This is a genomic window from Streptomyces sp. NPDC058240 (assembly GCF_042882135.1).
Taxonomy (GTDB): Bacteria; Actinomycetota; Actinomycetes; order Streptomycetales; family Streptomycetaceae; genus Streptomyces.
In genome coordinates this window covers 1-9,945 of the sequence record NZ_JBHVWT010000098.1, presented here as the reverse complement: position 1 = coordinate 9,945, position 9,945 = coordinate 1, and the positions used below count along the sequence as shown (strand labels likewise).

At 68.6% G+C, this 9,945-nt stretch carries 14 protein-coding genes and 1 pseudogene; 4 read left to right on the top strand and 11 right to left on the bottom strand.

Annotated elements, in window-relative coordinates:
* Positions 1 to 199 precede the first annotated feature (199 nt).
* The 3 genes from ACFVX4_RS40950 to ACFVX4_RS40940 all read right to left on the bottom strand — a co-directional run bounded on the left by ACFVX4_RS40950 (position 200) and on the right by ACFVX4_RS40940 (position 1,769).
* Positions 200 to 520 carry a hypothetical protein gene (locus ACFVX4_RS40950; RefSeq protein WP_389988265.1) on the bottom strand — a complete coding sequence of 107 codons (321 nt, stop codon included), beginning with the start codon at positions 518 to 520 and terminating at the stop codon, positions 200 to 202.
* A 148-nt stretch (positions 521 to 668) separates the two neighbouring features.
* Complete coding sequence (locus ACFVX4_RS40945) at positions 669 to 1,166, bottom strand: cupin domain-containing protein (RefSeq protein ID WP_389988262.1); 498 nt, start codon at positions 1,164 to 1,166, stop codon at positions 669 to 671.
* A 165-nt stretch (positions 1,167 to 1,331) separates the two neighbouring features.
* Entirely contained in the window at positions 1,332 to 1,769 is a 438-nt protein-coding gene (locus ACFVX4_RS40940) for a RidA family protein (RefSeq protein WP_389988259.1), read from the bottom strand.
* A gap of 92 nt (positions 1,770 to 1,861) precedes the next feature.
* On the opposite strand from ACFVX4_RS40940, the gene ACFVX4_RS40935 reads away from it, so the two are divergent.
* Complete coding sequence (locus ACFVX4_RS40935; RefSeq protein WP_389988256.1) at positions 1,862 to 2,533, top strand: FadR/GntR family transcriptional regulator; 672 nt, start codon at positions 1,862 to 1,864, stop codon at positions 2,531 to 2,533.
* A 4-nt stretch (positions 2,534 to 2,537) separates the two neighbouring features.
* Positions 2,538 to 2,881: pseudogene (locus tag ACFVX4_RS40930) on the top strand (MFS transporter); the annotation flags it as partial.
* Here the strand turns inward: ACFVX4_RS40930 and ACFVX4_RS40925 are convergent.
* The 5 genes from ACFVX4_RS40925 to ACFVX4_RS40905 all read right to left on the bottom strand — a co-directional run bounded on the left by ACFVX4_RS40925 (position 2,770) and on the right by ACFVX4_RS40905 (position 5,409).
* The gene (locus ACFVX4_RS40925) at positions 2,770 to 3,096 is read right to left on the bottom strand and encodes a hypothetical protein (RefSeq protein ID WP_389988267.1); all 327 of its coding nucleotides are present in this window, start codon (positions 3,094 to 3,096) and stop codon (positions 2,770 to 2,772) included. The pseudogene ACFVX4_RS40930 and the gene ACFVX4_RS40925 overlap by 112 nt on opposite strands.
* A 457-nt stretch (positions 3,097 to 3,553) precedes the next feature.
* Positions 3,554 to 4,168, bottom strand: a complete 615-nt coding sequence (locus ACFVX4_RS40920; protein WP_389988254.1) for an HAD family hydrolase — start codon at positions 4,166 to 4,168, stop codon at positions 3,554 to 3,556.
* A gap of 40 nt (positions 4,169 to 4,208) precedes the next feature.
* The gene (locus tag ACFVX4_RS40915; protein WP_389988251.1) at positions 4,209 to 4,733 is read right to left on the bottom strand and encodes an orotate phosphoribosyltransferase; all 525 of its coding nucleotides are present in this window, start codon (positions 4,731 to 4,733) and stop codon (positions 4,209 to 4,211) included.
* On the bottom strand, positions 4,730 to 5,284 hold the full coding sequence (locus ACFVX4_RS40910) for an LOG family protein (RefSeq protein ID WP_389988248.1): 555 nt from the start codon (positions 5,282 to 5,284) through the stop codon (positions 4,730 to 4,732). Before ACFVX4_RS40910 ends, ACFVX4_RS40915 begins: the two co-directional genes overlap by 4 nt.
* Positions 5,281 to 5,409 (bottom strand): hypothetical protein, encoded by a 129-nt coding sequence (locus ACFVX4_RS40905; RefSeq protein WP_389988245.1) that lies wholly within the window; start codon positions 5,407 to 5,409, stop codon positions 5,281 to 5,283. Before ACFVX4_RS40905 ends, ACFVX4_RS40910 begins: the two co-directional genes overlap by 4 nt.
* A 255-nt stretch (positions 5,410 to 5,664) precedes the next feature.
* On the opposite strand from ACFVX4_RS40905, the gene ACFVX4_RS40900 reads away from it, so the two are divergent.
* Positions 5,665 to 6,240 carry a hypothetical protein gene (locus tag ACFVX4_RS40900; RefSeq protein ID WP_389988242.1) on the top strand — a complete coding sequence of 192 codons (576 nt, stop codon included), beginning with the start codon at positions 5,665 to 5,667 and terminating at the stop codon, positions 6,238 to 6,240.
* Between the two features lie 16 nt (positions 6,241 to 6,256).
* On the top strand, positions 6,257 to 6,811 hold the full coding sequence (locus tag ACFVX4_RS40895; RefSeq protein ID WP_389988239.1) for a DUF6262 family protein: 555 nt from the start codon (positions 6,257 to 6,259) through the stop codon (positions 6,809 to 6,811).
* Positions 6,812 to 7,189: 378 nt separating this feature from the next.
* Here ACFVX4_RS40895 and ACFVX4_RS40890 read toward each other — a convergent pair whose 3' ends face one another.
* The 3 genes from ACFVX4_RS40890 to ACFVX4_RS40880 all read right to left on the bottom strand — a co-directional run bounded on the left by ACFVX4_RS40890 (position 7,190) and on the right by ACFVX4_RS40880 (position 9,599).
* Positions 7,190 to 7,924: a dienelactone hydrolase family protein gene (locus ACFVX4_RS40890; protein WP_389988236.1), complete on the bottom strand. Its 735-nt coding sequence runs from the start codon at positions 7,922 to 7,924 to the stop codon at positions 7,190 to 7,192.
* A gap of 91 nt (positions 7,925 to 8,015) precedes the next feature.
* Positions 8,016 to 8,834 (bottom strand): class I SAM-dependent methyltransferase, encoded by an 819-nt coding sequence (locus ACFVX4_RS40885; RefSeq protein ID WP_389988233.1) that lies wholly within the window; start codon positions 8,832 to 8,834, stop codon positions 8,016 to 8,018.
* 225 nt (positions 8,835 to 9,059) lie between these two features.
* Complete coding sequence (locus ACFVX4_RS40880) at positions 9,060 to 9,599, bottom strand: GNAT family N-acetyltransferase (protein WP_389988230.1); 540 nt, start codon at positions 9,597 to 9,599, stop codon at positions 9,060 to 9,062.
* Positions 9,600 to 9,945 lie beyond the last annotated feature (346 nt).

The following is a 9,945-nucleotide window of genomic DNA, read 5'->3' as shown; positions in this document are numbered from 1 at the left end:
GTACCGCCTCCACGGCCGCACGACGGAAAAGCGACCTCGCGAACGATCATCGCGGACCCGCCCTCACCCCCGCAGTGAATTGGGCAGCAGAGTCGGTGAGGTGGTAGGACTCGGTGCCGGTCTGGATGAAAGAGCCGTTGAAGGTCAGCCGGTTGACGATGGCCACGCGAGGCCGGGGATCCGTGAACGTTTCGTGAAGCTACGACGGGATGCCAGACAGCACGCAGTAGTGGTCGGGTCGCGAGGTCATTCGGTCAGAGTTCCAGTTCCACGTGTCCACGGCGGCTCCTTTCGAAGTCGGGCCGATCCGCGTCGCGAGCGCCAGGGCAAAGTCCTGATGCAGCCCTGGCAGGGGCAGCTCGCAGAACCGGAAGTCGCGCTCACGGCCGTCCTCCCCGACGAAACGCACCACCAGGCTGCCGCCGCCCTTGGGAAGGACCACAGTGGGCGACGGCGCGTAGAACCCGGCGGGAATTGCGACACCGCGCCCCTGCCCAGGACGGTCCGTCGCGTGCGTCACGCGGCCGCCGCCCCTGCCCCGGACCAGCCCTCCGGGGTGAACCCGGCCGGCTCCCACGCGCCCTCAGGCACCAGCTCCAGCCGCGTCCATATCTGGTGAAGCTCATCGACAAACGCCGGTACTGAGCGTGAACGAAGTCGGCTATTCGCTATTCGCGTGCGGCGTTCCAGGCAGCACTCGTCCCGAAATAGGAGTCGTAGAGTTCCTGGACTTCGAGGAGGCTCTCCGGTGGCACCTTGCCGTAGTGGATGCGCTCAAGGTGGCGGAAGTACTCGAAGCGTTCCACTCCGGGCGTGATGATGACCAACATGTCCGCGATCTCACCGGGTGCGGCGGCGAAGGCATGCTGTGTACCGGGCGGTACTACGACAACGTCTCCGCGCTCCGCGGTGACCACCTCATCGCCGGACAGGAGCTGGGCGGTGCCGTCGAGGACGTAGAACATCTCGGCGGACTTGCTGTGGTGGTGAGGACGGGCGCCGTTGGCACCCTTGCCGAGAGTGACACGCATGCTGGAGAGTGCCCCGCCTGTGGCGGAGCTGTCGACGAGCAACTGGTTGGTTACCGGGCCGCCCTCGCCTATCAATTCGGCGTCAGCAGAGCGCACAACGACAGTTCCGTCGAAATCGGGAATGAAGAGAGACATTTCTTGCTCCTGCGATATTTGATCCCGCTGAAAGGCAGGAACTACTGGGCAGGCAGTCGTCAGCCGGGGCAGCGAAGGCCGCCTGCCCGCTGCCTGCACCGACGTGGGCAGGGCGAATGGCGCACCCTGATCGGGGAGCACGCCATCTGCCAAGGGCCATCACTGTCAGCCTAGGACCGCTACGGCCTCGATCTCGATCTTCAGCTCAGGGCCGACCAGGCGGTTGACGCCGATATGGCTGCGTGCCGGCCTGTGCTCGCCGAAGAACTCCGCGTAGACCTGGTTGACCTCGTTCTGGGCGTCCATGTCGGTGTTGAAAATGGTGACCTTGACGATGTCCTGGACGTCGCCGCCAGCCGACTTCAACGCGATGAGCAGGTTCTCCAGGCAGGCCCGGGTCTGCTCTGCGATTCCCTCGGGCACTGTCAGCTCGGCCTCGTCGTGGGGGTGCTGATGTACGAGTGGGTAGGCGGTGGCGCCCGAGAGCCACACAGTGTCGCCGCGTGTGACGACCGCCGGGGCGAACGGCATGGCGTCTGCCCCGGTGTCCTCGCGCAGCTGTGCGGCCCAGGCCAAGGAATCGGGGGTGATGAATTGCTTCATAGTAACTCCAAATTTGTATGATGACTGATGACTGATAGCAGATGATCAGGATACTGTGGGGCCGGAAGATTGCAACCGGCGAAGGAGCTCTCATGCGCATGATCGGCCGCAGGTCCTCGGTCGACGAGGTCGTTGGCCAGCTCAACGAGGCTCTGAAGCAAGGCACTTGGGCGATCGGAGACCGACTGCCGACCGAGCAGCGGCTCACCGAGGAGCTGGGAGTGAGCCGTACCGTGATCCGAGAGGCGGTACGGGCCCTGGTGCACTTGGGCGTACTGGAGACCCGGCAGGGGGCCGGTACCTACGTGGTCTCCACCACCGACCCCGCCCCCATGCTGCGCCGGTTCGGGACCGCCGGCGTACGCGAAGTGTTCGAGGTCCAGCTCGGCTTCGACGTTCAGGCGGCCCAGCTCGCCGCCATGCGCCGCACCGATGCCGACCTGCGACGGCTGCGCAGCTTGCTCGCTGCCCGAAATCGCGCCACCGCGCCGGAGGAGTTCGCCCGTGCCGACGCGGACTTCCACCTGGCCGTGGTGGAAGCGGCAGGAAACAGCGTGCTGCTGGAGTGCTACCGCTTCTTCGTCGGCCGACTCCATGACAGCCTGCACGCGCTGCGCAGCCAGGACGTGATCCAGGAGAGCGGCGTCGAACCCCACGACGCATTGCTGGCGGCGATCGAGGCCGGAGACGAAGCCGCTGCCGCTGCCGCTGCCGCGGCAGCGATCCGCCCGAGCCTCAATGCGCTCACCCCGCCGCAGGGCTGAACAAGACCGCATATCCGGCCGGTTCGGGCCCATGGCGGTCCCGCGCTACGGCGCGGTCACGGCCGCCGTCGGGATCACGATCGTGTCCGTCCACACCGTGGATCTGGGCCGCGTTCGCGGGCTGGGTGCTGTTCGGCCTGGGACTGTCCGGCTGCGTACCCCCAGCTGTACGGCGCGACCGGGCGCGTCGACCCCTCCGCCGCCGGGGCCAACGTCTCCCGCGTCGCCGGGCTCGGCTACCTCGGCAGGCTCTCCGGCCCCGCCGCCATCGGCTGGCTGACCCATCTCATACCGCTGAACCACGCCTTTTTGCTGCTCACCCTGCTGTGCGCGATCGCCGCCACGGCTGTCAGTGATTCCTCAGCCGCCCGCAGAGCGGCCGCGACGATCCGGTCGCACCTGCCCGGTGTGGGCGGCTCAATGCTCTCCGCGCGGCAACGTGTCAGCAGCTCCACCCGCACCTGCTCGGGCCTGCGTTCCTTGTGCGCGACATGCTCGGCCAGATGCACTGCCAGCTTCTCCGCGTCCGCGACGCTGCACTCGCGGAAGCCGAGATGTCCCAGGATCTGCGCCCGGTGGTACTCGACCGTGCGGCCCGTTCAGTCATAGGACTCCAGCTCAGAAGCGGGAACCTGTACCTGCCGGGCGACGAACCCCACGGCCTCACCGGGCAGCTCTGCCCGGCCCCGGGGAAACCGGCCGAGACGGTGTCGGTCACGGGTGCGCCGAGGCGTCTTCGAGGCGGGCGCGCAGCGCCGTGGGGACGTCGGTCCATTGCAGACGGCCGCTGGTGGGCGGTACAGGCATCGGGCCAGCTTTCAGACGTCCGGGAACGGTGATGGGGTGCGCGCCGAGCCGGACCGGGAGTCGGGGCTGAGGAGCGGGGCCCGCTCTCTCAGTGCTCCAGCTCGGCGCCGGCGCTCGTCGCCGCATCACGCGCATTCGCCTGTGTCCTCTGAGTGCAGAAGTGCAAGAGGGGCGCCCGTAGGGGCGCCCCTCCACTGTAGTGCGGCGGGTAGGTCACGCGCTGTCGATTAGGGGCAGGTGGTGCAGCAGGGACGGCCCGATGCTGGCGGGCTCGGGCAGGAGGTGATCGGCCCCGGCGGCGCGCAGGGCGGCGGGAGGGTGCCAGCCCCAGACCGCTCCGAGCGCGACGATGCCGGCGGCGCGGGCCGCGGTCATGTCGGTGAGGCTGTCCCCTACGAACACCACACGCCCTGGTGGGACGTTGAGCCGGTTCAGGGCGAGATGCAGCCCGTCGGGAGCCGGTTTGGGCGGCGCGTCCTGCCGTGTGACGACGACGTCCAGCATCTCGGACAGGGCTGGTGGCAGCAGCGACCGCAGCCGGTCGGGGTCCTGGACCGTGACGACGCCGACGGCTGTGCCCTGCGCGCGCAGGGCCAGCAGCCCGCAGAGAATCCCGGGGAACAGTTCAACAGGGATGGCTGACGCCGCGCCGTCCCACCACCGGTCGCAGGCGTCGTCAGGGTCGGCGATGTCCAGGAGCGCCAGGACCTCGCAGCGGGGGCGGCGCAGGGCAGCAGGCGGAAGGTCATCCGGCGTCACCCGGCGGCCGAGAGCACAGGTGGCGACCGCCGCGAGGGTGGAGCGCACTGCGGCGGCACTGTCCAGCACACCCCGTCCAGGTCGAACAGCGCCGCTCTGCGGGGCGCGGTCACCGGGTACCGTCCGGGTTCCGGACCAGGGCGCGCAGGACCATGTGGTGGTCGGCGAGCAGGGTGGCGGCGCCCGCGTCCCGGTCCAGGACGCACACGGCCGTGCAGACACGCGCGCCGCCCATCCGCAGCAGGCGGGCACTGTGCAGGAGACTTGTGCTGCTGCGGGCGGTGTCGTCCAGCAGGACCATCCGCCGGCCGCCCAGGTCGGCGCCCTCGGTCTGCTGCCACGTGCCGTGTTCCTTGGGAGCGGGGCGAAGGAAGGCGGCGGGCAGACCGGTGTGCAGGGACACCGCCGTGACCAGCGGGATGCCGGCCAGCGCGGGACCTGCCAGGGCCTCGGTGTCGGCGGGCAGCAGGCCGGCGAGCGCGGCTGCGGTCTCCGTCAGCAGCTCCGGGTCACCGGCCAGCCGGTACGGGTCGAAGTAGGTGTCCAGGGTGCCGCCTCCGGGCAGCTGGTAGGGGCAGGGCCGGTAGGCGGCGCCTGCGATCTTCTCCGCGAAGGTGACGGCGGGCAAGGTCATCGCTCGCACCGCCCGGCGTCGAGGGCCTTGAGATCGGCTTCGAGGGCCGCGGCGTCGGGGAGTTCCCGCAGGAAGCCCAGCGGCCGGGTGGGGCTCTCGGTCAGCCATCCCCCGGCCCGCAGGAACGTGCCCAGGCGGCACGCGGTGGGCCCGAGCAGCCGCACCGGGAAGGGAGCGGATCGTGGTGCGTAGTACAGGGCGGCGGTGAGTTCGTGCAGCGTGCCGACCCCTCCGCCCTTCGCGACGACCAGGTCGGCGTCGTCGAGATAGGCATGCAACCGGGCGCCGATGGTCGGGGCGTACACGGTGGTGGTGACGTAGGGGTTGAGCGCTCCCCAGTCGGGGCGGTCGGCCAGCGTGATCGCGGTGACCGGTACTCCGTGGGGTGCGGCGCCGCGCGCGGCGGCCTCCATCAGTCCGTTGTAGCTGCCATGCCGAAGGGCGTACCCGGCGCGGGCCAGCGCGGCGCCGGCAGCCTCCGCCAGCGGTTCCTCGCCGTCCGGCGGTACGACTCCGGCGAACAGAGCCGCGGTGAGGCCGGTGCTGCTCATACGAGTTCTCCCTCATGCTGCTGGTAGGCGCGGTAGGCGCGGTAGGCGCGGTAGGCGCGGTAGGCGGAGATCTCGTCGGCCAGCGAGCTGACAGCGTGCGGGGCGATCCGCTGCGCAAGGCGCACGATGCGGTCCAGTGCTTCGTCGGCCTGCGCCACGGTGGGGATCGGCGGCCTTCCCCCGCCCGCCGGAAGCCGGGAAACTGGTGGCGCCCGCGAAAAGGGATGGCCCGTGACACCTGACGCCGCCGAACGCCACCCGCTCGCCTACCTCCTGGCCGTACGCGGCCAGAAGGCGGAGGCATACTTGCTCCGGGTCGCCGAGCAGCACCAGCGCATGGGATACGGGCACATGGCCTACCGCCGGGAGAAGGCGTCCCGGTGGATCAGGGGGACTACGCGCCCAGCTACCACGCCCAGCTCGCCATGGCCGCGCTCGAAGGCATCCCGCCCGAGGCGATCCACGCCCACGGCTGGCCGGGCTGGCTCCTGTTAGCCCTGCCGGACCACACCCTCTTCACCCTCCCGTGGACGACCACGGGGGCGGTGCAGGCACTGGAGATCAAGGGCGGGCGCTTTCGACAGGTACAGACCCGAACCCTGAGGTTCAAGACCGGTGAGCCCGGTATCGAGTGCTTCACCTCCGAGCAGATCCAGGTCATGGTCCAGCTGGCCCGCAACGCCCGGGACCGATTCATGATCGTGCTGATGCGGGCGACCGGGATGCGCATCGGTGAGACCCTCGGCATGCGCCGTGAGGATGTCCACTTGCTGGCTGACTCACGCACGCTGGGCTGCCATGTCCGCGGACCACACGTCCACGTCCACCGTCGGCGCGACAACTTCAGCGGATGGCGAGCATGCCGGAGGAAGAGCGCGCCGAGCTGGCAGAAGCAGCCGCGGTCCTGCGTCGTCTGCGGGCAGGCGAAAGCCGCAAGCTGTTGCCCCTCACCGTGATTCAGCAGGACAAGAAGTGAGCCCCGCAGCCCGCACTCCGACCGAGGTTCTCGCGGCTTCCCGCAGGGCCGACAGCCTTCGGAAACGGCAGCGAGTCCTGGACGCCGTCCAGAGAATGCTGGCCGACGGCGAGCCCATCACCTTCACCACAATCGCCCGCACCGCGAAGGTCTCAACCTGGCTCGTCTATGCCGAAGGCGTACGCGAGCACGTTGAAGCGGCCATCCGCCAGCAGGAACACGAACCTGTCGTCGCACGATACGACGGTCGCCAGGCCAGCCCGGCGAGCCTGAAGTCCGACCTGCTCGTGGCTCGCGAGGAGATCACCGCCCTCCGCCAGGAACGTGACCGCCTTCGCGAAGCCGTCCGCCAGCAACTCGGTCGGCAACTCGACCAGGTCGGCAACCAGCAGATGACCGCGCGCATCTCCGAACTCACCAATGCCAACAGGCGACTTGAACAGGAGATCGCCCAGCTTCAGCCGTTGAAGGAGCGAGTCGACGAACTGGAGAAGGACCTGGCAGCTGCCCGCAGCAGTCCGCGCAAGATGATCCGCGCTGAGAGCGCCTGACTCACCTATCCGTCTCTGCGACGGGGGCCTGACCAGTAGCCTTCTAAGCTGGTCAGATCCCTACTCGGTCAGGTGCCGTGGACCATGTCCCTTCTCAGCGAAGTTAGTCGCCGCGGATACCACTGACCTGGGTGGACTGGATTGGCTGAGACAGCCGTCACGGCCTGGGATGCCCCGCTCGCCGGGGACGCCCCGGCGGCGACGGCGGGTAATTCCGCCGCGCCAGCCGAAAGAAAATCCCGGACGAAGTCGGCCTGCTCGTCGGCCATCCAGCGTTCGGTGGCCAGGTGGGCCACGGCCATGCAGGCATCGGTGTGGCCCGCCGCGCTGTCTGCTGGTCGCAGCCGTGTACTTCAGGTTTGGTTCCGATCCGGAGCCTCAGCTGTTGGCGAGTGTGCGGTCGAGGAGGGGGAGCAGGCGGTCCCAGTGGCGCTGTAGTCCGGCGGGGTCGAAGGCGTCGGTATCGGACATGGTGAACCCGTGGACGGTGCCGGGGTAGATTTCGGAGGTGTAGTCGACCTTCGAGGCGTCCAGGGCCTGGTTGAGCTCGCCGAGGGCTTCGGGCGTCAGGTCGCTTTCGGCGTGGCCGAAGTGGACCTGGGCGGTGATCTCGGCGAAGGCACCCGGCCCGTCCGCGCCCACGGGGCCGTGGAATGCGGCGAGGGCGGCCACTTGGCCGGGGTGGGCCGCGGCGGTGCGCATCGCCAGGAGGCCGCCTATGCAGTAGCCGGTCACCGCGACCGGTCCGGCGCCGACCTCGGGCTGGGTGGTGAGGAACCTGAGGTAGGCGTCGGCGTCGCTCAGGACACGTTCGGCGGTGTGCGCCTCGATCAAGGGCATCAGCTGGGCGAAGACCGCGGGCCGGACCTCTTCTCCGATGTGCTCGGGAAGTTCGATCACCGGTGCCGGGCCGTGCCGGTAGAAGAGGTTGGGGACGAGCACGTAGTACCCGTGCCCGGCCAGTTCGCGGGCCATCTCCCGCAGCACGGGCCGGATGCCGAAGCCGTCCGCGTACATCAGCACCCCTGGGTGCCGCTCGCCACGGTCGGGGAAGGCGGCGAAGGCGTCGGCCCGGCCGTCCGTGGTGGGAATCTGCAGCGTCTTGGTGGGCATGAATTCTCCTGTCGTGGTTGATGTGTCGAGCCTGTGCCTCGCAATTCATCCCAGGCTGGCCGCACCCGTTCGTCGCCCTGCCCTCTCTCGGTCATTTGCGGGCGAGCATCACTTCGGTATCACCGGGCCAGTCCCAGAAGACGCCATCGGGAGATCGCTCCCGCAGCAGCTCTCGCACCTCCCCGGCGAATTCTTCGACACGGTCCCCGAAGAGGTGCGGCGCGGAATAAGACATGGAGAAGTAACCGGACAACACGCTCTCGGCATCCCGTACGAGGTCAGGGATGCCGGGAGCGAAGATCACCCGTGGCGCGCCGAATCGGGTGCGGGCGAGGGTGTCCCGGACGCCGAGGGCTTGCACGCGCGCGGTGCCTTGGCCCGCTCGCCTCGTTGATCCGAGATACTTATGAACCAGCTCCCTGATCTCGTCGTGCGGAATCCGCGGTGGCCCGGGGTGCGACGGAACGGCCCGCCCTTCGGCCGTATGTACGACAAGGGCCAGAGCACCGCCCGGCTCCAGCATGTCGTACACCGCTTCGGCCACACGGACTTCGTCTGTCCAGTGGAACGACTGGCCGAACGTGACCAGACGAAACGGCCCGGGCACCACTGCGGGAAGGTTCTCGGCCCGGGCCTGGATCCAGGTGATGTTCGCGATGTCCTGCTCCTGGGCGGCCCGGCGCCCCGCGGCGATCATCGCCACGTCGGGGTCGAGGCCGACAGCCTCCTCGAACAGGTGGGCCAGTCGTACGGTGAGGATGCCGGGGCCGCCCCCGACGTCCAGGAGCCCTCCGCTGCCGTCCAGGCCCAGTTCCTCAACGAGGAGAGCCTCGAGCTGGGGCGAGTAGGCGGGTCTCCCGTACCGGTAGTGGACAGCTGCGCCATCGTAGATCGAAGGGTCGTATCGCACTGTCAAACATTACAAGGCGCGGCGTGATCGAAACGGCCTGCTCGGCAAGCGGCTTCGCATCGCCATATTCGGGGGCGGGACAGGTGAGAGGGACAACTGGTCACCGCACACTCCTCACTCAGCGTGCCGCCTTCACGGAAGCGAGCCAGAGCCCGAGTTTCAACAGCGCTGGGTTCCGTCCCAGCAGTGCTGTCGAGTTGCGGATCCGCGCTGTCGAGCACGAGCTCATTCGGACGGCGTGACCGGGGACCACATGCCGAGCCACTGCTCGGCGCCATAGGCCTCGAACCGCTCTACCTCGCTGAACCCCAGCTTCGCCGCGAGACGCATCGAGCCGACGTTGGCGGTCTGGGTGGTGAGCACCACCGGCTCGCCGGGAAGCGCGCCGGTGAACCAGCCGAGTGCCGCCGCGCACGCCTCGGCGGCGTACCCGAATCCCCACGCCCGCGGCAGGAACAGGTAGCCGAGATCGACCTTCCCCGCGGCAGCCGGGCGACGGTGCCCCGTTGCTCTCCTGAGCAGGATCTGGCCGATCATCGACCCGTCGAGATCAACGACGAAGCTCCCGGGCCACCGCTCGGGCGCCCCGGACATCTCGCGCTCAAGCTCGTCACGCGGCCGGGGGCCGCCGAGGTAGGTGTGCACCTCTGGCGAGGCGAGCAGCTCGATGAACGCCGCACGGTCGCGGGTCTCGGGCTCACGGAGCACGAGCCTCTCGGTCCTGATCGGGGCAGGTGGCCAGGCGACGGGTCCGAGCTCAGTCATACCGGCCAGCTAATCAGCAGGCTCGGCAGCGATCAAGACTCGCGGACCGATCAGCCCACCGGCCCGGGCCCCACCTGTCGAAATTCGTGAATAGAACCAGCTGACCGACAACATCAAGTGATACATCCCCGGAGGTGTGCTGCAGCGGGACAACACGAAGTGAGAATCCGTCAAGGCCCCATCTCACCGACCCTTGCATCGCCCCTGGTCACAGCCTTGCCCGTGGGCAAGATCAAATGCGACGGGACAATGGGGCCTCCCCCTGAGTGGTGGACACGCTGATACTGGATCTTCTTGATCCGGAGGAAGCGAGAAGACCGCCGATGGCGATGAAGGACTACTCGGA

Coding starts and splice junctions, on each gene's coding strand:
- ACFVX4_RS40890 (WP_389988236.1), bottom strand. CDS start 7,924: ATGCCCACCAAGACGCTGCAGATTCCCACCACGGACGGCCGGGCCGAC.
- ACFVX4_RS40935 (WP_389988256.1), top strand. CDS start 1,862: ATGCGCATGATCGGCCGCAGGTCCTCGGTCGACGAGGTCGTTGGCCAG.
- ACFVX4_RS40945 (WP_389988262.1), bottom strand. CDS start 1,166: ATGTCTCTCTTCATTCCCGATTTCGACGGAACTGTCGTTGTGCGCTCT.
- ACFVX4_RS40880 (WP_389988230.1), bottom strand. CDS start 9,599: ATGACTGAGCTCGGACCCGTCGCCTGGCCACCTGCCCCGATCAGGACC.
- ACFVX4_RS40915 (WP_389988251.1), bottom strand. CDS start 4,733: ATGACCTTGCCCGCCGTCACCTTCGCGGAGAAGATCGCAGGCGCCGCC.
- ACFVX4_RS40940 (WP_389988259.1), bottom strand. CDS start 1,769: ATGAAGCAATTCATCACCCCCGATTCCTTGGCCTGGGCCGCACAGCTG.
- ACFVX4_RS40910 (WP_389988248.1), bottom strand. CDS start 5,284: ATGAGCAGCACCGGCCTCACCGCGGCTCTGTTCGCCGGAGTCGTACCG.